We start from the raw sequence: 24,072 nt of genomic DNA, 5'->3' as shown, positions 1-24,072 counted from the left end.
GTCGGCGCGCCCGACGGTGTGACACGCGTAGAACCGCGGCGCCGAAAAGCGCCGCGGTTCATCGACAGGCCGACTGGCGGCCCGGCACCGGCTCAACCTGGAACAGTGCCCACACCACCTTGCCGCTGAGCGCGCCGCCCAGCGGATGCCAGCCCCAGCTGTCCGCGAACGAGTCGACCAGGAACAATCCGCGCCCCGACTCCGCCGAGAAGTCCTCGGAGTCGCCCGCGACCGGGCTGTCGTGACTGGGATCGCGCACCGCGCACACCAGCCGCTCGGTCCAGCGCATCAAGTGCAGCCGTACGGGCGGGTCCTGGGCCGGGCACGCCCCGTTGCCGGTGGGCAGACCGTGCCGCAGGGCGTTGGTGACGAGTTCCGAGACCACGAGGCAGACGTCGTCGAAGCGTTCGTCCAACCGCCACTGGCCGAGCGTGCCCCGGGTGAACTGCCGTGCCTCGCGCACCGCTTCGTAGCGGGGCGGCAGCGCGCAGGACGCTGCGTCGGACACGGTCGCGGGATCAAGTGGCGGAAGTCCCTGCCGTAAGGGTTCGAGCATGGTCGATCCATTCGTCCCCATGCGAGGCACTCCCGGGAGTTCGCGGTCGTTGCGATGCAGCGGTGGCGCGGGACCATGGTTTCTGATGCGCACAGCAGATGCAAGGGCAGATGCACGTGCACGCGCCCGAATTGGACCTTCGCATACCGCTTGCTGAACATTTCTTCTGTCGCCTGATTCCCTCCGAACAGGCCGCGGATGACGGCTTCCTGGCGACCTCCTGGCGACTTCCTGACGGTTTCCTGTGTCCGCGGGGTGTTCTTCGTGACGCATCTCGGCCACACTCCCTTCTCTCCTCCGCCGTCTCATCCGTCTCACATGTTGAAGACTTTCCATTTCTGTAACCGGGCGAGTGCGGATCGGAGTGGTTTAGTGGCAGACTGCGGCCCCTGAAGAAGTTGGGGAGGCTGGACGAACGTGGGCGCCGGTGAATCGAGCGGGTCGGTGGTGAGGCGGATGCTGCTGGGCTCGCATCTCAGGCGGCTGCGCGAGTCGCAGGGGATCACCCGGGAGAAGGCCGGATACTCGATCCGCTCCTCGGAGTCGAAGATCAGCCGGATGGAACTCGGCCGGGTCAGCTTCAAGACCCGTGACGTGGAGGACCTGTTGACCCTCTACGGCGTCACCGACGAGACCGAGCGCACCTCACTGCTCTCCCTGGCGAAGGAAGCCAATGTCGCCGGTTGGTGGCACAGCTACTCCGACGTCCTGCCCAGCTGGTTCCCCACCTACGTCGGCCTCGAAGCGGCGGCCCACCTCATCCGCAGCTACGAAGTCCAGTTCGTGCACGGTCTGTTGCAGACCGAGGCGTACGCCCACGCGGTCGTCGTCCGGGGCATGAGGGGCGCGAGCGAGGCGGAGATCGACAAGCGGGTCGCCCTGCGGATGGAGCGCCAGAAGTACCTGGTGTCCGAGCGGGCCCCGGAGTTCCACTGCGTCCTCGACGAGGCGGCGCTGCGTCGGCCGTACGGCGACCGGGACGTGATGCGGGGGCAGTTCCAGCATCTGATCGACATCTCGGAGCGCCCGAACGTGACGATCCAGATCATGCCGTTCAGCTTCGGCGGTCACTCCGGCGAGAGCGGCGCCTTCACCGTGCTGAGCTTCCCCGAGTCCGACCTCACCGACGTCGTCTATCTCGAACAGCTCACCAGCGCTCTCTACCTGGACAAGGGCGAGGACATCGCGCAGTACGAGCGGGCGATCAAGCGGCTCCAGGACGACAGCCCGTCCCCGGCCGAGAGCAGGGACCTGCTGCGGGGGCTGATCCAGCTCTCCTGAGACTCCTTGGGACTCCCTGGGGCACCTTCCGGGCCTCCCTGAGGCTCCCTGAGAGTCTTCACAGAGTCTCCCGAGTAGCTCTCAACTCCCTTTACCCACCAGTACGATGACGTGTGATCAATCTTGATCGATGCCGACTGATTGAGGATCACATGTCGTCCTACTTCACCGACCTGGCCCAGCAGTACATCGGCGGCGAGTGGCGCCCGGGCTCCGGCTCCTGGGACATCATCGACTTCAACCCGTACGACGACGCGAAGCTCGCGTCGATCACCATCGCCACGGTCGACGAGGTGGACGAGGCCTACCGGGCCGCCCAGGCGGCCCAGAAGGAATGGGCCGAGGTCAACGCCTATGCGCGTCGCGCGGTCTTCGAGAAGGCCCTGAAGGTCATCGAGGAGCGCGAGCAGGAGATCACCGAGGTGATCATCGCGGAACTCGGCGGCACGTACCTGAAGGCGGGGTTCGAACTGCACCTCGCCAAGGAGTTCCTGCGCGAATCGATTCAGCTGGCGCTGCGCCCCGAGGGCAGAATCCTTCCGTCGCCGATCGACGGCAAGGAGAACCGCCTCTACCGCGTACCGGTCGGTGTCGTGGGCGTCATCAGCCCCTTCAACTTCCCCTTCCTGCTCTCCATCAAGTCGGTGGCCCCCGCCCTCGCCCTCGGCAACGGCGTGGTGCTGAAGCCGCACCAGAACACACCCATCGCCGGTGGCACCCTGGTCGCGAAGATCTTCGAGGAGGCCGGCCTGCCCGGCGGGCTGCTCAACGTCGTCGTCACCGACATCGCCGAGATAGGCGACGCCTTCATCGAGCACCCCGTCCCGAAGCTGATCTCCTTCACCGGCTCCGACAAGGTCGGCCGTCACGTCGCCACCGTAGCCGCCGCGAACTTCAAGCGCACGGTCCTCGAACTGGGCGGCAACAGCGCCCTGGTGGTCCTGGACGACGCGGACGTCGACTACGCCGTCGACGCGGCCGTCTTCTCGCGCTTCGTCCACCAGGGCCAGGTCTGCATGGCCGCCAACCGCGTCCTGGTCGACCGCTCGGTGCAGGCCGAGTTCACCGAGAAGTTCGTGGCCAAGGTGACGTCCCTGAAGGTCGGCGACCCGAGCGACCCGAGCACAGTCATCGGCCCGGTCATCAACTCCTCCCAGGCGGACGCCCTCAAGTCGGTCGTCGAGCAGGCGCTCGCCGAGGGCGCCACCGCGCTCGTGCGCGGCTCCACGACCGCCAACCTGGTCGAGCCGTCCGTCCTCACCGACGTCCCCGCCGGCTCCGCCCTCCTCCAGCAGGAGGTCTTCGGCCCCGTCGTCTTCCTCATCCCCTTCGACGGGGAGGAGGAGGCCGTCCGCATCGTCAACGACACCCCGTACGGCCTCAGCGGCGCCGTGCACACCGGGGACATCGAGCGGGGCGTGCGCTTCGCGAAGCAGATCGACACCGGCATGTTCCACGTCAACGACGGCACCGTGCACGACGAGCCGCTCGTGCCGTTCGGCGGTGAGAAGCACTCCGGCATCGGGCGCCTCAACGGCGAGACCGCGGTGGACGCGTTCACCACCCAGAAGTGGATCTCGGTCCAGCACAAGCGGAGCTTCTTCCCCTTCTGATGGCTTTCCCGCATCCCTTTCCTGAAAGCGCCGGGCCCTTGCGGACAGAACCTGACCGCAAGGGCCCGTAGTTTCGTCGGTGTCAGAGGGGCTCACCGGAGCCCCCGGCCCGACGAGAGGCAGACGGTCATGGTCATGCATGTGTGCGCGGAGGAGACGGTCGACGAGCGCGGGGCGCTGCTCGCCTTCCTGGCGGAACAGCGCGGCGGCCTCCGCCGTTCGGTGCTCGGGCTCACCGACGAGCAGGCCTCCAGCCGGCCGAGCGCCAGCGAACTCTCCCTCGCCGGGCTCCTCAAGCACGTGGCCGAAGTCGAGCAGTGGTGGGTCGCCAAGGCCAAGGGCGAGGAGCCGGCAGTCCGGCGGGACCAGTCGAACTGGCACGAGTGCTTCACCCTCGTCCGCGACGAGACCGTGGAGTCGCAGCTCGCCTACTGGGAGAAGGTCGCCGCCGAGACGGAGTCCTTCCTGCGTACGGTGCCGAGCCTCGACGACACCTTCGAACTGCCGAACGAACCGTGGTTCCCGCCGAACGAGCGGGTCTCCATGCGCTGGCTGGGCCTGCACCTCATCCGCGAGACCGCCCGGCACGCCGGTCACGCCGACGTCATCCGCGAGTCGCTGGACGGCGCCACCGCCTTCGAGCTGGTGGCGAAGGCGCAGGGTGCGAACGGGGGGTGACGTCCCGGGGTTCTACGCTGGGGCCCATGTCAGCGATCCGTCTTCTCGTGCTCGGCGCGGTGCGCCAGCACGGGCGGGCCCACGGCTACCAGGTGCGCAACGACCTGGAGTACTGGGGCGCCCACGAGTGGTCCAACGCCAAGCCCGGCTCGATCTACCACGCCCTGAAGCAGATGGCGAAACAGGGACTGCTGGTCGCGCACGAGATCGCCCCCTCCACGGCCGGCGGGCCGCCCCGCACGGAGTACACGATCACCGACGCCGGCACCGAGGAGTTCTTCGCGCTGCTGCGGGAGTCCCTCGCGACCTACCACCAGAAGCCGGACATGCTCTCGGCCGGGCTCGGCTTCATGGTCGACCTCGACCGCGCGGAGGTGCTCGGCCTCCTGGAGGAGCGGGTCAAGGCCATCGGCGCCTGGCGCGAGGGCATCACCGAGTACTACGCGCCCGAGCAGGGCCCGGCCCAGTTCGGGCACATCGGCGAGATCATGAACTTCTGGCTCGACTCCTCCGACAGCGGCGCCGCGTGGACCCGCAGCCTCATCGAGCGCATCCGCGCCGGCGCCTACACCTTCGCGGGGGAGGGCGAGCCGTTCGTCGGCGTCCTCGCGGAGGGCCAGGACAACCCGTACGCGACGGGGGAGCGGCACCCGGGGGACGACCACTAATCAAGTTTGACCACCCGACTTCACAAGGGTTACCGTCGTGGCTCGTAGTCAACTTTGACTACCTGGGAGGTGTGAACGGTGAGGCGAACATCGACCGACAGGGAGGTCCCGATGGCGGCGGACGAGGCGATCACTGTCGAAGGGGCGCGCAAGAGGTACGGCGGCAGGAGCGGCAGGAACGACAGGAGGAACGAGGGCGGCAAGGGCGGCAAGGTGGCCCTCGACGGACTGGACCTCCACGTGGCGCGCGGCACCGTGCACGGAGTGCTCGGGCCCAACGGCGCGGGCAAGACGACCCTGGTCAGGATCCTGGCGACCCTGCTGCGGCCCGACGCCGGCCGGGTCGAGGTCGCGGGGCACGACGTGGTGGCGCACGCGCGGGAGGTGCGCTCCCGCATCGGCCTGCTCGGCCAGCACGCCGCACTCGACGAGGAGCTCGGCGGCCGGCAGAACCTGGAGATGTTCGGCCGCCTCTACCACCTGGGCGCCCGCTCCGCGCGCGTACGGGCCGACGAACTCCTGGAGCGGTTCGGCCTCGGCGACACCGGCCGCAAGGCCGTCAAGCAGTACAGCGGCGGCATGCGGCGCCGCCTCGACCTCGCCGCGTCCCTGATCACCGAACCGGAGGTGCTCTTCCTGGACGAGCCGACGACCGGCCTCGACCCTCGCGGCCGCACCGAGGTCTGGGACTCCGTCCGCTCCCTGGTCGGTGGCGGTACGACGGTCCTGCTCACCACCCAGTACCTGGAGGAGGCCGACCAGCTCGCCGACCGGATCTCCGTGGTCGACGGCGGCCGGGTCGTCGCCGACGGCACGGCGGACGAGCTGAAGCGCCTGACCGGCGGCGACCGCATCGACATCGTCCTGCGTGACGCCGGTCAACTGGGCGTCGTGACGGCCCTGTTGCCGGTCCCCGAGGCCGACGTCACGGTCGACGCCGACCGCCGCCGGCTCAGCGCCCCGGTCACCGACCGCATGACGGCCCTCACCACGGTCGTACGCGCCCTCGCGGACGCGGGCATCGAGGCCGAGGACATCGCCCTGCGCCGCCCGACCCTGGACGAGGTGTTCCTGCACCTCACCGGGGACAACCGTACGAAGGAGGCCGTACGCGCATGACCACGACGACAGCGACGACCGCGCACACGGGTGCGGGCGGGCGCGCCCTGACCGACTCCTGGACCATGACCCGCCGCGAACTCGCCCACTGGGCACGGCAACCGGTGCAGATGCTGGTCGGGCTGGTCTTCCCCGTGATGCTGCTGCTGATGTTCGGCTATCTGATCGGCGGCGGCCGCGGGGTGACCGGCGACTACCTCGACTACCTGGTCCCCGGCATGCTCGCGCTCACCATGGCCTTCGGCCTGGAGGGCACGATGCTCGCCGTCACCCAGGACCTCAACAAGGGGGTGATCGACCGGTTCCGTTCGATGCCGATGGCCAACGGGGCGGTCCTGGTGGGCCGTTCGGTCGCGGACATGCTCCAGTCGGCGGTGGGCCTGGCCGTCCTCATGGCCGTCGCCCTCGCCCTCGGCTGGCGTGCGCACGGCGGCCCTGCGGCCTTCCTCGGCGCGGTCGGCCTCCTGCTGCTCTTCCGCTTCGCGATGCTGTGGATCGGCATCCACCTCGCGATGCTGGCCGGCCGGCCCGAACTCCTCACCGCCGTACAGATCCTCGTCTGGCCGGTCGGCTTCCTCTCCAACGCCCTTGCCACGCCCGCCTCCATGCCCGACTGGCTCGGCACGGTCGTCGACTGGAACCCGATGTCCCACACGGCGACGGCCGTACGCCACCTCTTCGGCACCCCGGGCGCCGAAGCCCCCCACCTCTGGACGGCGATCGCCTGGCCCTTGGCCCTGCTGGCGGTCTTCTTCCCCTTGGCGGTACGCAGGTTCGCCCGCCTGAGCAAGTGATCGCACGGACCGAAAGGCAGGGGCGTAGCCCCGCCTTTTCAGGGGCGCGGGGAACTGCGCGACCAGCCCCCACCGGAGGGACGTCTGGGGGCCGAAGGGGCGTAGCCCCCGGAGGACGGGACGGGTAGGGGCGGCGGGGGCGAGAATCCCGGCCGCACCACCCCGTGGCCCTAGGGGACCGCTGAAGATCTTGCTCTGGCCGCCCGACTCACCCTGGATTGCCGGTAAATGTCAATCGCCATCAAGTAGGGCAAGCCGGGCGCATTTTCAAGATCTTCAGGACGCTTCTAGTGGTGAAACCCCGTCGCCGCCCCCTTGTCCCGCACCGCCGGCCCCGACTGCCGTCGAAGCTCGGGCAGCAGCCGCCCCAGATCCTCCAGGAACAGCTCCGCGAGATCGGTCGTGAACCCGTTCCGGCACACCACCCGCAGCACCGACAGGTCCTCCCGGTTCTCCGGGAACGTGTACGCGGGCACCAGCCACCCCTTCTCCCGCATCCGCCGCGCCACGTCGAAGACGTCGAACGCGGTGACCCCCTCCTCCGTCGTGAAGGCGAACACCGGCAACTCGTCACCCCGGGTCAGCAGCCGGAAGTCCCCGAACTTCGCCACCTCCTCCGCGAGCCCGGTGGCCACGTCCCGCGTCGACCGCTGCACGGCCCGGTACCCCTCCCGCCCGAGCCGCAGGAACGTGTAGTACTGCGCCACGACCTGCGCCCCCGGCCGGGAGAAGTTCAGCGCGAACGTGGGCATGTCCCCGCCCAGGTAGTTCACCCGGAACACCAGCTCCTCCGGCAGCTCGGCGGCGGAGCGCCAGAGCGCCCAGCCCACCCCCGGATACACCAGCCCGTACTTGTGCCCGGAGGTGTTGATCGACGACACCCGGGGCAGCCGGAAGTCCCAGACCAGCCCCTCGTCGAGGAAGGGCGCGACCATGGCCCCGGACGCCCCGTCGACATGTACGGGCACATCCAGACCGGTACGTTCCTGGAGGTCGTCGAGGGCCGCGCACAGCTCGGCGATCGGCTCGTACGACCCGTCGAAGGTGGAACCGAGGACGCCCACCACCCCGATCGTGTTCTCGTCGCACAGCGCCGCGGCCGCCGCCGGATCGAGATGGAACCGGTCGCCCTCCATGGGCACCTGCCGCGCCTCCACCTCCCAGAAGTTGCAGAACTTGTCCCAGCAGACCTGGACGTTGACCCCCATGACCAGGTTGGGCCGGGCGCCCGCCGACGGGTAGCGGTCGGCGTTCCGGTTCGCCCACCGCCGCTTGAGGGCCATCCCGGCGAGCATGCACGCCTCGCTGGACCCGGTGGTCGAGCAGCCGACGGCGGCGGCCGGGTCCGGCGCGTTCCACAGGTCGGCGAGCATCGCCACGCACCGCCGCTCCAGCTCGGCCGTGCGCGGGTACTCGTCCTTGTCGATCATGTTCTTGTCCCGGCACTCGCTCATCAGCACCCCCGCCTGGGGCTCCATCCAGGTGGTGACGAAGGTGGCGAGGTTCAGCCGTGAGTTCCCGTCCAGCATGAGCTCGTCGTGGACGAGCTGGTACGCGGTGGAGGGGGGCAGCGGCGCCTCGGGCAGCCGGTGCTTGGGCGGGGCCTCCGTCATGCCGCCCACCGGATTGGCCTGGCCGTAGAAGGGGTTCACGGCGAGCCGGCGCCCGTCGTGCCGGTCGCGCCCGGCGTCCTGCGGGGCGTCGCTGTCCCATCGGTGCAGTGGCATGCCTTCGACGGTAGGTCCGCTGCCGGGGACGCGCACCTCACAGATGTGCGGAAGGGGTACGGGTGGCTCGTGAGGACGATGTGTCGGTCGTATCGTCCGTCCATTACGCTGCCGAATGCACACCACGTATGACAAGACGCATGGCAAGACGTATGACATGAGCGAACAGAGCAGGTGGAGTTGAGCGTCCCGCGCACCCACGTGCGTGACCGGGGAGGGACGGCGCAGTTGCCCACCCTTGACTATCTGATCAACGAGCGGCAGCAGCTGCGGCTGAGGTTCCTCCAGCCGGGCCACGCCTCCCGTCACGGCGCGACCCGGGTCACCGAGGTCGTCGCCAGGCCGCTGACCGAGGCTCCGCACACGCTCGGCGACCTCGCGGCCGACACCCCGTTCGACGACGGGACGCTCTTCCTGGTCACCCTGGACACGCCCCGGCCGACCCCGGCCCACCTGCGCGCGCTCGACCACCTGATCCGGCTCCTGGACCGGCGCAAGGCGGCCGGCCTGGTGATCGGCACCCCCGGGCACGACCTGCGCACCCTCCCCGACGCCACCCTCACCGCCGCGAACCGCCTGGAACTGCCCCTGCTGGTGACCTCCGCCGAGACCACCGCCTGGGACCACGTCAACGAGGATCTGCGGCTGCGGCGCGCCCAGTTCGCGGAGCGCCAGGTCCAGCGCCTCGACGGCCTCCTCAACCGGCTCCCGGCCCGCCTCGCCGACCCCACGGCCGCGCGGCGCATCGCCGACTGGCTCTCGGTGGCCCTGGACGCCGAGGTCCTCGTCAGCTCGGCCCGGCGCGGCGTCCTCGCGGCGGCGCCCGACAGCGCGCCCGCCGGACTGGCCCACGCCGTCATCACCAGCGCGCACGGCGCACCCGAGGCGCACGACGGCGCCATGCACACCCGGATCGTGTCGATCTCCCCAGGCTCCCCGGGCGGCGAGGACGAGGCCCGGCTGGCCATCGCCTCCCACGAACCCTTCGACAGCGCGGCCACGGCCCTGATCCAGCACGCGGCGAAGCTCCTCGGACTGTGCGACCAGGCCCGCCGCGAGCACCAGGCCAGGACCCGGACCCCGCGGGCGGTGCGGCACGCCGCGTTCCAGCTGCTCATGCGTGGAGAAACGGTTCTGGCGCAGGTGGTCTACACGGGCGCCGCGCAGGCCCTGCTGGACACCGACACCGCCCGTGTCTTCGTCGTCGACACCGGACCGCAGGAGCGCGAGGCCACCCTCAGCTGGTGCGAGCGGGCCCTGGCCGAGCAGGCCATCGTGGCCCCGTGCCCGGGCAAGCCGAAGCACATCCTCATCCTCGACCCCGCCCGGGAGGGCGACCGGGTCGAGACGGTCCTCAAGGGGATGATCGCCGCCCGCGAGGGGCATCTGATGGGCCAGAGTCGACCGCACGCGCTCGCCGAGACGGCGGTCGGCTATCTGGAGGCCCTCACGGCGGTCGGCGACGCGGCGGGCACCCCGCACCGCGTCCGGCTGGGCGGCTCCAAGGCCAAGTTCGCCCCCCTGCTGCCCAGACGGGAGGCGAAGGCCTGGGCGGCGGCCCTGATGTCCCCGCTCCTGGACGACTTCCCCGGCCGCGGCGACGAGCGGAAGCTGTTGCTGGAGACCCTCCCGACCGCCCTCAGCTTCAAGCACACGGAGGCCGCCGGCGGCCTCGGCGTCCACCGCAACACGGTCACGCAGCGTCTCAACCGGGCCGGGAAGATCCTCTCCCTGGACCTCCGGGGCTCCGCCAACGACCGCGTCCTGACGCTGCTCGCCCTCGACATCCTCGCCCTGCCGGACCCCGACCCCGACCCGGACCCGGACCCGGACCTCAACGCGCCCCCGAGGACCGCCACGCCACCCGACTTCGCGGCGCTGATGGCGGGCGCGGCCGAGGACGGCGGCCCCACCGCCTGGGCGGAGGAGCGCCTGCGCCCCGTACGGGCGGATCAGCGCGACCTCGTCGAGACCCTCTGCGTCTGGCTGGAGAGCAACCTCAGCACCCGGGAGACCGCCCGCGCCCTCGGCCTCTCCGAGGCCACCGTCCGCAACCACACCCGGGACGCGGCGGGCCTGCTCGGCATGGACTTCTCCACGAAGATGGTCGGCATCACCGACACCGACGTGGTGACCGTGGCCGACATCGCCCTCGCCCTGCACGTGCTCCTGGGCCGCCCGGCCCTGACCCAGCCGCCCCGCGCCTCCTGAGCCGCCGGACCCCGGCACGACCGGCGCAGAAGACCGAAACCCGCGCACATGCCCCAACACGTGCGCGGGTTGCCTGGTGGGTCCTCACGCCGGTACGGGCGCCCGCCACAGGACGAGTTGGGCGCCCTCGGCGCCGGCGCGCGGGTGGTGCACATGGTGCGCCGGGCGCATCCACAGCCCGCCCGCCCGGTGCTCCGTCCCGTCCTCGTCGATGATGCTGCCCGCGACGATGTGGGCGGCCTCGGCGAAGTCCTCGTGCACGCAGGCCTGGCTCGGCGCGTTCGGCGGCCACACCACGAGATGGGCGGTGAGCCCGGCGTCGTCGCCCGCGAAGAGGGGCACGATCGTCAGCCGGTCGCGGTCCACGCCCTCCAGCGCCGTGCCGAGGTCGGCGAACGAGGTGTCCCTCTTGTCGGTCTGGTTCAAAGCAGTCCCTCCGCTGGGAGCTACGGGGTCGGATGAGGCGTCGGTGCCCGTCGACGGAACGCCTGGCCCGCACCCCCGTGACGGGCCGGGCGTTCTCGTCCGCGGACCCCGCGCGGGCGGTGGCCGGCGTCGTCCGGTACCACCTGGGGAGGAAGGCCCCGGACGACGTGCGCTCAGCGTAGGAAGAGCGCCGGACCGCGTGCCATTGCACATGTGCACGGTCCACGCGCCCCGGCTTCGCGTTGTGCACAGTGAGACGCGTGTGACGTGTCGCCAGTGCGTTTCACCAGCCCCCAGCCTTGCGGAAGTGCACAGTCCGCTACGGCCGGACGCACACCGCCGGAGGCCCACCGCCCGGCCCCCGGCGTCGGCGGTCGGCGGTCGGTGGGCACAAAGGACTTGCACCTCACGTCACGTGAGGACCCAGCCTGGAACACGACCGACAAAGGAGCGGAAGCCATGAGCCACACCGTGGGACAGGTCGCGGGCTACGCCGGGATCACGGTGCGCACGCTGCACCACTACGACGAGATCGGCCTCCTCGTACCGAGCGAGCGCACCCACGCGGGCCACCGCCGCTACGGCGACGCCGACCTCGACCGGCTCCAGCAGATCCTGTTCTACCGGGAGCTTGGCTTCCCCCTAGACGAGGTCGCGACCTTGCTCGACGACCCGGAGGCGGACCCGCGGGCTCACCTGCGCCGCCAGCACGAACTGCTGACCGTCCGGATCGAGAGACTCCAGAAGATGGCCGCGGCCGTGGAACACGCCATGGAGGCACGCAGGATGGGCATCAACCTCACCCCCGAGGAACGGTTCGAGGTCTTCGGCGACAAGGATCCCGAGCAGTACGCGGAGGAGGCGGAACAGCGCTGGGGCGGCACGGAGGCGTACGCCGAGTCGCAGCGCCGCACCGCCGGCTACACGAAGGACGACTGGAAGCGCATGCAGGCCGAGGTGGCCGACTGGGGCGCGCGCTACGACGCCCTGATGGCCGCCGGCGAGGAGTCGACCGGCGAGGCGGCCATGCACCTGGCCGAGGAACACCGGCAGCAGATCAACACCTGGTACTACGACTGCCCGTACGAGATGCACCGGTGCCTCGGCGAGATGTACGTCTCCGACGAGCGCTTCAAGGCGTTCTACGACGCGATGCGCCCCGGGCTCGCCGAACACCTGCGGGACGCGATCAACGCGAACGCGGCCCGGAAGCGCCCCTGATCGCGCCTCCGCCCGCCCCGCTGACCACACAGCTTGGTCCCAGTGCGGCCACAGGGCACTCTGGAGGAACCCGTGGAACCTAGTGGGGTGACCGTGCGTTGATAGCTTTGGTCACCCCTATGGGTCCCACCGCCTGTGCGACCCGCCGTCGTGGGTCCCCGCCCACAGGCGTTCCCTCTTCCTCACCCCCAGGAGCCCGGAACCGTGCAGACGATCGCCCTCGGACCGAGCTGGCTGGATCCGGACTACCTGCTCAATTCGTTCGGCATCTGGGGCCTGCTCCTGATCGTGTTCGCCGAGTCCGGCCTGTTCTTCGGGTTCTTCCTGCCCGGCGACTCGCTGCTGTTCACGGCCGGCCTGCTGATCACCACCGATCAGCTGGACTTCCCGCTCTGGCTGGCGATCGTGCTGATCTGCGTCTCGGCCATCCTGGGCGACCAGGTGGGGTACATGTTCGGCAAGAAGGTCGGCCCCGCCCTCTTCAACCGCCCCGACTCCCGCTTCTTCAAGCAGGAGAACGTCACCAAGGCCCACGAGTTCTTCGAGAAGCACGGCCCGAAGTCCCTGATCCTGGCCCGCTTCGTGCCCATCGTGCGGACGTTCACGCCGATCATCGCGGGCGTCAGCGGCATGCGGTACCGCACGTTCCTCGTCTTCAACGTCGTCGGTGCCATCCTCTGGGGCGCGGGCGTCACGCTCCTCGGCTCCTGGCTCGGTCAGATCGAGTTCGTGCACAAGAACATCGAGGCGATGCTCATCCTCATCGTCCTCATCTCGGTGCTCCCGATCATCTTCGAGCTCCTCAAGGCGAGGAAGGCGAAGAAGAACCAGCCCCAGCAGGCCCCGCAGCAGCCCTCCGCCGCTGCCCCGGTCATGGACGACGCGACGACCCAGCTCCGCCGCATCCCGCCGACCGACCAGCCCCAGCAGCCGTCGTACGACCAGAACCAGGGCTACGGCAACCAGGCTCACGACCACCAGGGTTACGGCAACCAGGGCCACCAGCAGCAGGGCTACCAGGAGAACTACGGCTACCAGCAGCCCCCGCAGCAGCCCTACGCCCCGCAGTACCCGCAGGGCGGCCAGTACCCGCAGAACCAGGACCAGAACCAGCAGGGCTACCAGGGCCAGGACTACCCGCGCTACTGAACGACCCACGGTCCCGCGCCCTGCTTTCAAGGGGCGCGGGACCGTGTCTGTTTGCGGCTCCGCCGCGTGGGCGCGAGAAGCCCCACGCACCCGCGGCCGTCGACTCAGCGGCCCCCGAGCCCTCGGGCGCTCAGAACCCTCGCGTCCGCTTCGCCGCCTTGCGGCCCGCCCGCGCGGCCCCCGGCAGGAACAACCGGAACAGCTCGGATCCCAGGTTCACCCCGATCGCGATGGCCATGGCCAACGCCGCGGCCTTGGTGAGCGACACCAACCCCGCGTCCACATCGTTCTGCGCGAAGGCCAACAACCCGAAATACGTGGCCGACCCCGGCAACAGGGGCCCGATCGCCGCGGTCGTATAGGGCAGCGCGGAAGCGAACCGGTACCGCGACAGCAACTGTCCGAACAGCCCCACCAGCCCCGCCGCCACGGCGGTGGAGGCCACCGGTGAGATCCCGCCCGCCTCGTGCATGGCCCCGTACACCGCCCAGGCCACCCCGCCGTTGAGGGTCACCGCCAGCACGGTGGATCGTTCCTGCTGAAGCAGCAGCGCGAACGTCAACGACAGCAGCATCGACGCCCCGAGCTGCAACAGCGGCCGGTCCGCGCTGCCGAGCGCCGCGTCCGGGTTCAGCTCGGCGCCCAGCTTCACACCGAAGTACAGGACCAGCAGCACCCCCACCACGATGCCCACGAAGAGGTACATGACCTCCAGGAGCCGCGCGGAGGCGGTGATGTAGAAGCCGGTCAGCCCGTCCTGCACACCCGCCACGAGCGCCCGCCCGGGCAGCAGCGCGAACAGCCCACCGGTGATGACGGCGGACGCCTTCACGTCCACGTGCGCCACGGTCAGCGCCACCCCGATCGCCGCCGGGGGCATCGCGGCCACCAGGAACTGGTAGAACTCCGGCAGCCCGCGCCCGGAGCACAGCCACGCCAGCCGGTCGCCGAGCATCGCGCCGAGCGCCGCCGCCACGAACACGACGACGCCACCGCCGACCAGCACGGACGCGGCCCCCGCCAGCAGCCCGCTCGCCAGGGTCAGCGTCCAGCCGGGATACGGGTGCCGGTTGCGCCGTATCTCCGCCAGCCGCCGGTACGCCTCCTCCAGCGAGATCGCGGTCTCCGGGTCGCTGAGGTCGTCCACCAGCCGGAAGACGGCCGCGAGCCGGTTGTAGTCGGTGGCCCGGCGCCGGACGATCCTCGACGCCGTGACCGGGTCGTCCACCAGCGACGGCTGGTAGGTGACCGACAGCTGGGTGAAGGTCACCGTCGGCTCGCAGCGGTCGAGGCCGTAGGACCGGCACACGGCGAACATCGCCGCCTCCACGTCCTCCGCGCCCTCGCCGCCCGCCAGCAGCAGCTCGCCGATCCTCAGGGTGAGGTCGAGCACACGGGGCACGGCGGGCCCCGTGTCGCCCTCCGCGCGCGCCGGCGGCTCCGGCGCGGGCCTCTCCGCCACCGGCATCCGCAGCATCGTGCGCATCCGGTCCTGCCAGGGCGCGTCCTTGGTCAGACTGACGGTCGGGATCCCGCCGGCCGGTGTGAACGCGACCGGCGCGTGCCGCGTGCTGTAGGTCCGCGGCACGCTGAACGCGGACCCCTCGTGCTCGTCCGGGACCCCCTCGGGCGGCGCCAGCCCCTCCGGCAGCGCGAACTCGGAGGTCGTCTGCGCCTCGGCCTCCGCGGCCGGCACATCCAGCCCGGCCGGGATCGCGAACTCCGAGGTCACCGACGCGTCCCCGTCGATCCCCAGCGTGAACCCCACCGGCGCGAAGGCACTGCCCGCCTCGTCCGACACCGGCTTGCGGTCCTCCACCGGCCCGCCGTCCCCGGACTCCGTCACTCCCACTCCGCCGCGCTCCCTGTACGACACCTCAGGTACGCCTCAGTATGCGCACCGGCACTCACGGATACGCGAACGGGCCACGCGCCCCTCCTGGGGGCACGCGGCCCGTTCGCGGAATCGATCGGCAAGACAGCCGACAAGCTCAGGCGGGGTCAGTGACCGCCCTGCTCCTTGAAGCGCTTGTACGACTTCTCGACCTCGGCCTCGGCGTCGGCGCGGCCCACCCAGTCGGCGCCCTCGACGGACTTGCCGGGCTCCAGGTCCTTGTAGACCTCGAAGAAGTGCTGGATCTCCAGGCGGTCGAACTCCGAGACGTGGTGGATGTCACGCAGGTGCTCCTGGCGCGGGTCCGTCGCCGGGACGCAGAGCAGCTTGTCGTCGCCGCCGGCCTCGTCCGTCATGCGGAACATGCCGATCGCACGGCACTTGATGAGGCAGCCCGGGAAAGTCGGCTCGTCCAGGATGACCAGCGCGTCCAGCGGGTCGCCGTCCTCGCCGAGGGTGTTCTCGACGAAGCCGTAGTCGGTCGGGTAGGCGGTCGAGGTGAAGAGGCGACGGTCCAGGCGGATCCGACCGGTCTCGTGGTCCACCTCGTACTTGTTCCGCGAACCCTTCGGAATCTCGATCGTGACGTCGAACTCCACCGGTGACTCCTCCATGATCAACACATAGTTCTGGTGGTTAAGTGTCCCTCACGCAGGTGTGTGATCGCGAAAGGGGCTGGTGGTCGTGCGGGAGCCGAAGGTCTGGCGGGCCGCGAGACCGCGTGTGGTGCGGGTGGTGCACGGCGTGAAGCCGGGGATCGTGCGCGTCACACGCGCCGTGAAGCCCGGTGCCGCGCGCGTCGCACAGGCGGTGAAACCCGGCGTCGTACGCGTCACGAGCGCCGTCACGGCACGCTCCTCGCAGCTCGCGGGGAGCACGAAGAAGCTCACGACCCTCCAGTTCACCGCCGGCGCGGCCACCCTGGGGCTGGTGTTCTCGGCCGGGGCGGTGGCCGCCGCCGGACCCTGGGACTCCTCCGGTCAGCGTACGGCCGAGCGCGACTGGGCGGCATCGCGCGAGGGCCAGGGTGGCGCAGATCACGGACGTAGTTCCGGTACGGCGGCGGGGGCGCCCAAGCCCGCGCCGAGCGCCCCCGCCGTCCTGGCCGGCCTCGGCGGCACCTCCGGCGCGGGCTCGGCGCCCGACTCCGCCGCCCTGGCGGCCCTGCTCGACCCGTTCCTGAAGTCCCCCGTCCTGGGCCCCCGCCGGGCGGCCTCCGTCGTCGACGTCGAGACCGGCGAGCAGCTGTACTCCCAGAACGCGGAGGAGGCCCTGACACCGGCCTCGACCACCAAGATCGCCACGGCCGTCGCGGCGCTCTCGGCGGTGGGCCCCGACCACCGCCTCCAGACCCGCACGGTCCTGGACCCCGACTCCGCCGAGGTCGTCCTCGTCGGCGGCGGCGACCCCACCCTCACCGCGCACAAGGACACCGAGGGCTACGCGAGCCTGCGCACCCTCGCCGACCGGACCGCCGACGCCCTCGACAGGCGTCACCTGAAGGAGATCACCCTCACCCACGACGTCTCCCTCTACGAGGGCCCCGAGCAGCACACCATCGGGAGGAACGGCAACCTCGCCCTCGTCGTCCCGCTGATGGTCGACGAGGCCCGCCTCGACGACTCCTCCAGCGGCGACGCGGACCGCGACCCGAACCCGGCGGCGGCCGCGACCGCCGAGTTCGCGGACCTCCTGGAGGAGCGGGACATCAAGGTGAGGACGGAGGGCGACGCGGCGGCCCCGAAGAACGCGAAGGAACTCGCCGCGGTCTCCTCCCCGCCGCTCACCACCCTGGTCGAGCGCATGCTCACCAACAGCGACAACGACATCGCCGAGGCCCTCGCCCGCCACGTCGCGCTCGCGACGGGCGAACAGCCGAGCTTCGAGGGCGGCGCGGCGGCCATCAAGAAGGAACTGAAGAAGCTCGAAGTTCCCCTGGACGGGGTCGAGTTCGCGGACGGCAGCGGCCTCAGCCGGGGCAACGCGCTGACCCCCGCCCTCCTCACCGCCCTGCTCGCCGAGTCGGCGGCCCCCGACCACCCCGAACTCCGCCCCGTCCTCACCGGTCTCCCCGTCGCCGGCTTCACCGGCACCCTGCGCACCCGCTACCCCAGCGACGCCACCGGCACCGGCATCGTCCGCGCCAAGACCGGCACCCTCAGCAACGTGAACACCCTCGCCGGCACCGTCGTGGACGCCGACGGCCGCCTCCTCGCCTTCGCCTTCCTCGCCACGGAAACCCCTCTGGGAAACACCGACCCGGCCAAGAAGGCCCTGACGGACGCCACCTCGTCCCTGGCCACCTGCGGCTGCCGGTGACGGGGAAAAGCACGGGGCGCAGCCCCTGCTTTTTCAGGGGCGCGGGGCTGTGTCGATATGCGGCTCCGCCGCGTGGGCGCGAGAACCCCCACCCACCCGCACGTACCCACTGCCGCCAAGGCACCCCCCCACCCCCCACGGCCTGCCCCCAGAGGCAGCGCTCCCGTACGGTTGACAACATGACTCGTATCGGTGGTGCCGAGATGGTCGACTGGAATCTCGCGGTGGCGACCGCGACCCGGCTCGTGCGGCCGGGCCCCGAGGTGAGCCGCGACGAGGCCAGGGCCATCGTCGCCGAGCTCCGCCGACACGCGAAGGCCTCGGAGGAGCACGTCCGCGCCTTCACCCGGATGCTCCCCGACACGGCCGACGACACCCCCGTGCTCGTCGTCGACCGGCCCGGCTGGGTCCAGGCCAACGTCGCCGGCTTCCGGGAACTGCTGAAGCCGCTGCTCGACAAGATGCAGGAACGTCGCGGCAACACCCCCGGCGGGGCCGTCCTCGGCGCGGTCGGCGGCAAGGTCACCGGCGTGGAGCTGGGCATGCTCCTGTCCTTCCTGGCCTCCCGGGTCCTCGGCCAGTACGAGACCTTCGCTCCCGCGACCCGCGACCTCCCCGCGGGCGAGAACGGCGGCGGCCGACTCCTGCTCGTCGCCCCGAACATCGTGCACGTGGAGCGCGAACTCGACGTGCAGCCCCACGACTTCCGCCTCTGGGTCTGTCTGCACGAGGAGACGCACCGCACGCAGTTCACCGCCGTTCCCTGGCTCCGGGACCACCTTGAGGGTGAAATCCAGTCGTTCTTGGGGGAGACGGAGGTCGACCCCACGACTTTCCTGGAGCGCATCAGGGAGGCCGCCCAGTCACTCGCGGGTGGCCGACCCGAGGGGGAGGTCGGCGACGACGGTCACTCGATCGTGGAATTGGTGCAGACCCCCGCCCAGCGCGAGATCCTCGGCCGGCTCACCGCCGTCATGTCCCTTCTGGAGGGTCACGCCGACTTCGTGATGGACGGCGTCGGTCCGGCCGTCGTGCCCTCGGTCGCCGAGATCCGCGAGAAGTTCCAGCAGCGCCGTGCGAAGGGTGCCTCCCGCCTGGACCAGGCGCTGCGCAAACTGCTGGGCCTGGACGCCAAGCTCAGGCAGTACAGGGACGGCGAGCGGTTCGTACGGGCGGTCGTCGAACAGGTCGGCATGGACGGCTTCAACCGCGTCTGGACCTCCCCGAACACCCTGCCGACCAAGGCGGAGATCGCCAAACCGGCGGACTGGGTCGCGCGGGTGCATCGCAAGGCGGAGTCGTGAGCCGCGCGCGAGCGTGGTGAACGTATCCGGCCGACGGCAGGCGAACGCCCCTCCAATCACCCGTCCGAGGGACCGTGAGCGAGGGGTAGGCGTGCAATGCTCGGGGAACCGCCCGGTTCTGTCACCATCTACACACTCTGAGTGACAGAGCTCGGGCTCGCCCCCGACAATTTCATGAAGGGAACCGGACATGGGTCCCCACCCCGCGGTCGCGGCGATACGCCTGGCGGTCCGCCGCGTACTCCACGACCTCCTCACCGAACACCACACGAACACCACCTCGCACGCGCCCGCCCGCGCGCTCCCGGGCGCGCCCTCCGACCCGGGCGCACCACCGGCGCCCACGCCCCCCACGGCCGTATCCCCCGCGGCTGTGCCCGTCGAGGTGAGGCGCGGCAGTTCCGCGCGCCCGGGTGCCTCCCGCCCGGGATCCGCCGCCCCCGAGAGCCCGCTCGTGCTCGTGGCGTGCTCCGGCGGCGCCGACTCCATGGCGCTCGCCTCCGCCCTCGCCTTCGAGGCACCCAGGCTCGGCGTCCGCGCCGGCGGCATCACCGTCGACCACGGTCTGCAGCCCGGCTCCGACCTGCGCGCCGAGGAAGTCGCCCTGCGCCTGCGCGAACTCGGCCTGGACCCGGTCGAGTCCGTCGCTGTCACCGTCGGCCGCGAGGGCGGCCCCGAGGCCGCCGCCCGGGACGCCCGCTACGCCGCCCTGGACGCTGCCCTGGAACGCCACGGTGCCACCGCCGTCCTCCTCGGCCACACCCGCGACGACCAGGCCGAGACCGTCCTCCTCGGGCTCGCCCGCGGCTCCGGCATCCGCTCCCTGTCCGGGATGGCCGCGGTCTCGGGGGCCGACGGCCGCTACCGCCGCCCCTTCCTCCAGCTCGACCGGCAGACCGCCCGCAAGGCCTGCATGGTCCAGTCGCTGCCCGTCTGGGACGACCCGCACAACGCCGACCCCGCCTACACCCGCTCCCGGCTCCGCCACGAGGGCCTGCCCGCCCTGGAGAAGGCGCTCGGCAAGGGCGTCGTCGAGGCCCTCGCCCGTACGGCCCAGCTCTCCCGGGACGACGCCGACGCCCTCGACACCTGGGCCCGCCAGGCGGAGGCCTCCGTCCGCGACGCGGCGGGCCTGTTGGAGTGCGCCAAGCTCTACGCCCTGCCGCCCGCCGTGCGCCGCCGGATCCTGCGCCGGGCCGCCATCGAGGCCGGAGCGCCGGCGGGTTCCCTCTTCGCCCGGCACATCGAGGAGATCGACCGTCTCATCACCGGCTGGCGCGGTCAGGGGGCCATCAATCTCCCCGGCCGGGTCGTCGCCCAGCGGCAGGGTGGCAGACTGGTGATTCGGCAAGGCTGAAACCGGACGCCGACGGGGCCCGCGCGACGGGCCCCAAGCCTCCCGCACACGGGACGCGGGCGTCCGGGGCCGGCCCTGGGACGACCGAAAGTGATGCGGGTGGACGCGAAAGACATGGGCACCGACCTCAAAGAGGTGCTCATCACCAAGGAAGAGATCGACGCGAAGCTGGCCGAGCTGGCCGCGAAGATCGACACGGAGTACGCGGGCAAGGACCTGCTGATCGTCGGTGTCCTCAAGGGCGCGGTGATGGTCATGGCGGACCTCGCCCGGGCGCTGTCCACCCCGGTCACCATGGACTGGATGGCCGTGTCCTCCTACGGCGCGGGCACCCAGTCCTCGGGTGTGGTGCGGATCCTCAAGGACCTCGACACCGACATCAAGGGCAGGCACGTCCTGATCGTCGAGGACATCATCGACTCGGGTCTGACCCTGTCCTGGCTGATCTCCAACCTCGGCTCCCGCGAGCCCGAGTCCCTGAAGATCTGCACCCTGCTGCGCAAGCCCGACGCCGCCAAGGTCGCCATCGACGTGGAATGGGTCGGCTTCGACATCCCCAACGAGTTCGTCGTGGGCTACGGCCTCGACTACGCCGAGAAGTACCGCAACCTTCCGTTCGTCGGTACGCTCGCGCCCCACGTCTACGGCGGTTGAACCGGTTCCGGCTCATTCCCCGTAAGACGCTCGGGAACCCCAGCGGGTTTCGCGCCGTTGGAGCATGCGAGGACGGGATTGCGAGCAGTCCCCTGCGGCTTCGGGTCACAATGCTGGGGTACCGTCCGAAGAACAGTCTTTTATCAAACTCACTATGGCAGGAGGGACGGGGCGGCACCGCTCCGTATGGATGGACGTGAAGCGATACTTCCGTGGGCCAGTCATGTGGATCGTGCTGGCCGTCCTTGCCGTGGTCGTGTTGATGCAGGTCGTCGGCTCGTCCGGCGGCTACAAGACGGTGGACACCGGCCAGGTGGTCCAGGCGATCAATGACAACAAGGTCAAAGAAGCCAAGCTGACCACCGGCGAAGAGTCGACCATCAAGGTTCAGCTCAAGGACGGCCAGAAGATCGAGGGCAGCTCGAAGATCCAGGCGAGCTACATCGGCGACCAGGGCGTCACCCTCGCCAACACCCTGCAGGACAAGTTCCAGAACAAGCAGATCCCCGACGGCTACACGGTCTCCCCGACCAAGCAGAACGCTTTCGTCGGCATCCTGCTGTCTCTGCTCCCCTTCGTCCTCATCGTGGTCGTCTTCCTGTTCCTGATGAACCAGATGCAGGGCGGCGGCTCCCGGGTCATGAACTTCGGGAAGTCCAAGGCCAAGCTCATCACCAAGGACACCCCGAAGACGACGTTCTCCGACGTCGCCGGCGCGGACGAGGCCGTCGAGGAACTCCACGAGATCAAGGAGTTCCTGCAGGAGCCGGCCAAGTTCCAGGCCGTCGGCGCCAAGATCCCCAAGGGTGTGCTGCTGTACGGCCCGCCCGGTACGGGCAAGACGCTCCTCGCGCGCGCCGTCGCCGGCGAGGCGGGCGTCCCCTTCTACTCGATCTCCGGTTCCGACTTCGTCGAGATGTTCGTCGGCGTCGGTGCCTCCCGGGTCCGTGACCTCTTCGAGCAGGCCAAGGCGAACGCCCCGGCGATCGTCTTCGTCGACGAGATCGACGCGGTCGGCCGCCACCGCGGCGCCGGTCTCGGCGGCGGTCACGACGAGCGTGAGCAGACGCTCAACCAGCTGCTCGTCGAGATGGACGGCTTCGACGTGAAGGGCGGCGTCATCCTGATCGCCGCCACGAACCGCCCGGACATCCTGGACCCGGCACTGCTGCGCCCAGGCCGTTTCGACCGTCAGATCGCGGTCGACCGCCCGGACATGCAGGGCCGTCTGGAGATCCTCAAGGTCCACCAGAAGGGCAAGCCGGTCGCGCCCGACGTCGACCTCGGCGCCGTCGCCCGCCGCACCCCCGGTATGACGGGTGCCGATCTCTCCAACGTCCTGAACGAGGCCGCGCTCCTGACGGCCCGCAGCGACAGGAAGCTGATCGACAACCACATGCTGGACGAGGCGATCGACCGTGTGGTCGCGGGCCCGCAGAAGCGGACCCGGATCATGTCGGACAAGGAGAAGAAGATCACCGCGTACCACGAGGGTGGACATGCCCTGGTCGCGGCGGCCTCTCCCAACTCCGACCCGGTCCACAAGATCACGATCCTGTCGAGAGGCCGTGCCCTCGGCTACACGATGGTCCTGCCGGACGAGGACAAGTACTCGACCACCCGCAACGAGATGCTCGACCAGCTCGGGTACATGATGGGTGGCCGCGCCGCCGAGGAACTGGTCTTCCACGACCCGACCACCGGCGCCGCGAACGACATCGAGAAGGCCACCAACCTGGCCCGCGCGATGGTCACGCAGTACGGCATGACCGAGCGGCTCGGCGCCATCAAGTTCGGCGGCGACAACACGGAGCCGTTCCTCGGACGTGAGATGGCTCACCAGCGCGACTACTCGGAAGAGGTCGCCGCGCTCGTGGACGAGGAAGTCAAGAAGCTCATCGAGAACGCGCACAACGAGGCCTGGGAGATCCTGGTCGAGAACCGCGACGTCCTCGACAACCTGGTGCTCCAGCTGCTGGAGAAGGAGACGCTGGGCAAGGAGGAGATCGCCGAGATCTTCTCCGCCATCGTCAAGCGTCCGGCCCGGCCCGCCTGGACCGGCTCCTCCCGCCGCACCCCGTCGACCCGTCCGCCGGTGCTCTCCCCGAAGGAGCTCGCACTGACGAACGGCTCCAACGGCGCGGCACCGGCGATCACCACCAAGGCACCCGCAGAGGCGACCCCGGAGGAGAGCACGGAGAGCTGACCCTCCACCGATGAGAACCGGCCACCGGGAGCGTGCCGCTCCCGGCCCAGGCCGCCTCGTGAGGCCCGGAATGATTGCCGCGTCCCCCTGGTTCTAGCCTGGGGGGCGCGGCATTTTGTATGGCCGAAAGAGGGCCGCAAGAAGGCCGAGGACGAGACGCGTCATCCGTACGTGTCACAGGCTCAGGAGCGAGGCACGACATGACCGACCCCGTGACGCTGGACGGCGAGGGCACCGTCGGCGAATTCGACGAGAAGCGCGCCGAGAACGCCGTACGGGAACTGCTGATCGCCGTCGGCGAGGACCCCGACCGAGAGGGCCTGAGGGAGACGCCGGCGCGGGTGGCGCGGGCGTACAAGGAGATCTTCGCGGGGCTGTGGCAGCAGCCGGAGGATGTGCTGACCACCACGTTCGACCTCGGTCACGACGAGATGGTCCTGGTCAAGGACATCGAGGTCTACTCGACCTGTGAGCACCACCTGGTGCCGTTCCGGGGCGTGGCGCACGTCGGGTACATCCCCTCCACCAGCGGCAAGATCACCGGGCTGTCGAAGCTGGCGCGGCTCGTGGACGTCTACGCCCGGCGTCCGCAGGTGCAGGAGCGGATGACGACGCAGATCGCCGACTCGTTGATGGAGATCCTGGAGCCGCGCGGGGTGATCGTGGTCGTCGAGTGCGAGCACATGTGCATGTCGATGCGGGGCATCCGCAAGCCCGGCGCGAAGACCATAACGTCGGCGGTGCGCGGCCAGCTCAGGGACGCGGCGACCCGCAACGAGGCGATGAGCCTCATCATGGCCCACTGACTCCCCGGTGGCCCCCTGGCCCTCGGTGGCCCTCTGACTCCTCGGAGCCGGGAGCGCCGGACCACGGCCGCGCGCGGGGGCCTAGGCTT

The 24,072-nt window shown here is 70.3% G+C and carries 20 protein-coding genes; 15 read left to right on the top strand and 5 right to left on the bottom strand.

Annotated elements, in window-relative coordinates; genetic code table 11:
• Positions 1 to 58: 58 nt before the first annotated feature.
• Positions 59 to 556: an ATP-binding protein gene (locus P8T65_RS19385; protein ID WP_316726543.1), complete on the bottom strand. Its 498-nt coding sequence runs from the start codon at positions 554 to 556 to the stop codon at positions 59 to 61.
• Positions 557 to 1,012: 456 nt separating this feature from the next.
• On the opposite strand from P8T65_RS19385, the gene P8T65_RS19380 reads away from it, so the two are divergent.
• The 6 genes from P8T65_RS19380 to P8T65_RS19355 all read left to right on the top strand — a co-directional run bounded on the left by P8T65_RS19380 (position 1,013) and on the right by P8T65_RS19355 (position 6,709).
• Positions 1,013 to 1,837: a helix-turn-helix transcriptional regulator gene (locus P8T65_RS19380; RefSeq protein ID WP_316726542.1), complete on the top strand. Its 825-nt coding sequence runs from the start codon at positions 1,013 to 1,015 to the stop codon at positions 1,835 to 1,837.
• A 152-nt stretch (positions 1,838 to 1,989) separates the two neighbouring features.
• Positions 1,990 to 3,450, top strand: coding sequence for an aldehyde dehydrogenase family protein (locus tag P8T65_RS19375; RefSeq protein ID WP_316726541.1), 1,461 nt, complete (start codon positions 1,990 to 1,992; stop codon positions 3,448 to 3,450).
• Between the two features lie 129 nt (positions 3,451 to 3,579).
• On the top strand, positions 3,580 to 4,128 hold the full coding sequence (locus P8T65_RS19370; RefSeq protein ID WP_316726540.1) for a DinB family protein: 549 nt from the start codon (positions 3,580 to 3,582) through the stop codon (positions 4,126 to 4,128).
• A 26-nt stretch (positions 4,129 to 4,154) separates the two neighbouring features.
• Positions 4,155 to 4,796: a PadR family transcriptional regulator gene (locus P8T65_RS19365; RefSeq protein WP_316726539.1), complete on the top strand. Its 642-nt coding sequence runs from the start codon at positions 4,155 to 4,157 to the stop codon at positions 4,794 to 4,796.
• A gap of 111 nt (positions 4,797 to 4,907) precedes the next feature.
• On the top strand, positions 4,908 to 5,915 hold the full coding sequence (locus tag P8T65_RS19360) for an ATP-binding cassette domain-containing protein (RefSeq protein ID WP_316726538.1): 1,008 nt from the start codon (positions 4,908 to 4,910) through the stop codon (positions 5,913 to 5,915).
• Entirely contained in the window at positions 5,912 to 6,709 is a 798-nt protein-coding gene (locus tag P8T65_RS19355) for an ABC transporter permease (RefSeq protein WP_316726537.1), read from the top strand. The genes P8T65_RS19360 and P8T65_RS19355 overlap by 4 nt, the downstream gene beginning before the upstream one ends.
• Positions 6,710 to 6,996: 287 nt before the next feature.
• Here the strand turns inward: P8T65_RS19355 and P8T65_RS19350 are convergent, their stop codons facing one another.
• The gene (locus tag P8T65_RS19350) at positions 6,997 to 8,436 is read right to left on the bottom strand and encodes a glutamate decarboxylase (RefSeq protein ID WP_316726536.1); all 1,440 of its coding nucleotides are present in this window, start codon (positions 8,434 to 8,436) and stop codon (positions 6,997 to 6,999) included.
• Between the two features lie 228 nt (positions 8,437 to 8,664).
• Between P8T65_RS19350 and P8T65_RS19345 the strand changes: the two genes are divergently transcribed.
• Entirely contained in the window at positions 8,665 to 10,647 is a 1,983-nt protein-coding gene (locus P8T65_RS19345) for a helix-turn-helix domain-containing protein (protein WP_316726535.1), read from the top strand.
• Between the two features lie 84 nt (positions 10,648 to 10,731).
• Here P8T65_RS19345 and P8T65_RS19340 read toward each other — a convergent pair whose 3' ends face one another.
• Positions 10,732 to 11,073: a hypothetical protein gene (locus P8T65_RS19340; RefSeq protein ID WP_316726534.1), complete on the bottom strand. Its 342-nt coding sequence runs from the start codon at positions 11,071 to 11,073 to the stop codon at positions 10,732 to 10,734.
• Positions 11,074 to 11,532: 459 nt separating this feature from the next.
• On the opposite strand from P8T65_RS19340, the gene P8T65_RS19335 reads away from it, so the two are divergent.
• Both P8T65_RS19335 and P8T65_RS19330 read left to right on the top strand, forming a co-directional pair.
• Positions 11,533 to 12,294, top strand: coding sequence for a MerR family transcriptional regulator (locus P8T65_RS19335; protein WP_316726533.1), 762 nt, complete (start codon positions 11,533 to 11,535; stop codon positions 12,292 to 12,294).
• A gap of 204 nt (positions 12,295 to 12,498) precedes the next feature.
• Positions 12,499 to 13,443: a VTT domain-containing protein gene (locus tag P8T65_RS19330; RefSeq protein ID WP_316726532.1), complete on the top strand. Its 945-nt coding sequence runs from the start codon at positions 12,499 to 12,501 to the stop codon at positions 13,441 to 13,443.
• A gap of 130 nt (positions 13,444 to 13,573) precedes the next feature.
• On the opposite strand, the gene P8T65_RS19325 is transcribed toward P8T65_RS19330, so the two are convergent.
• Complete coding sequence (locus P8T65_RS19325; RefSeq protein WP_316726530.1) at positions 13,574 to 15,289, bottom strand: threonine/serine exporter family protein; 1,716 nt, start codon at positions 15,287 to 15,289, stop codon at positions 13,574 to 13,576.
• A gap of 155 nt (positions 15,290 to 15,444) precedes the next feature.
• Positions 15,445 to 15,936, bottom strand: coding sequence for an inorganic diphosphatase (locus P8T65_RS19320; protein WP_045562613.1), 492 nt, complete (start codon positions 15,934 to 15,936; stop codon positions 15,445 to 15,447).
• Between the two features lie 79 nt (positions 15,937 to 16,015).
• Between P8T65_RS19320 and dacB the strand changes: the two genes are divergently transcribed.
• The 6 genes from dacB to folE all read left to right on the top strand — a co-directional run bounded on the left by dacB (position 16,016) and on the right by folE (position 23,983).
• Entirely contained in the window at positions 16,016 to 17,656 is a 1,641-nt protein-coding gene (gene dacB / locus P8T65_RS19315; RefSeq protein ID WP_316726528.1) for a D-alanyl-D-alanine carboxypeptidase/D-alanyl-D-alanine-endopeptidase, read from the top strand.
• A gap of 179 nt (positions 17,657 to 17,835) precedes the next feature.
• A complete protein-coding gene (locus P8T65_RS19310; RefSeq protein WP_316726527.1) occupies positions 17,836 to 18,960 on the top strand; it encodes a zinc-dependent metalloprotease in 1,125 nt (374 codons plus the stop codon).
• A 190-nt stretch (positions 18,961 to 19,150) separates the two neighbouring features.
• Entirely contained in the window at positions 19,151 to 20,317 is a 1,167-nt protein-coding gene (gene tilS / locus P8T65_RS19305) for a tRNA lysidine(34) synthetase TilS (protein WP_316726526.1), read from the top strand.
• Positions 20,318 to 20,410: 93 nt separating this feature from the next.
• Positions 20,411 to 20,971, top strand: coding sequence for a hypoxanthine phosphoribosyltransferase (hpt, locus tag P8T65_RS19300; protein ID WP_215448309.1), 561 nt, complete (start codon positions 20,411 to 20,413; stop codon positions 20,969 to 20,971).
• A gap of 190 nt (positions 20,972 to 21,161) precedes the next feature.
• Positions 21,162 to 23,177: an ATP-dependent zinc metalloprotease FtsH gene (gene ftsH / locus P8T65_RS19295; RefSeq protein ID WP_316731638.1), complete on the top strand. Its 2,016-nt coding sequence runs from the start codon at positions 21,162 to 21,164 to the stop codon at positions 23,175 to 23,177.
• Between the two features lie 200 nt (positions 23,178 to 23,377).
• Positions 23,378 to 23,983, top strand: a complete 606-nt coding sequence (gene folE, locus P8T65_RS19290; RefSeq protein ID WP_316726525.1) for a GTP cyclohydrolase I FolE — start codon at positions 23,378 to 23,380, stop codon at positions 23,981 to 23,983.
• Positions 23,984 to 24,072 lie beyond the last annotated feature (89 nt).

Source organism: Streptomyces sp. 11x1 (assembly GCF_032598905.1).
Classification (GTDB): Bacteria; Actinomycetota; Actinomycetes; order Streptomycetales; family Streptomycetaceae; genus Streptomyces.
The sequence above is the reverse complement of the archived record's forward strand: the minus strand, read 5'-3'. Positions and strand labels throughout refer to the sequence as shown.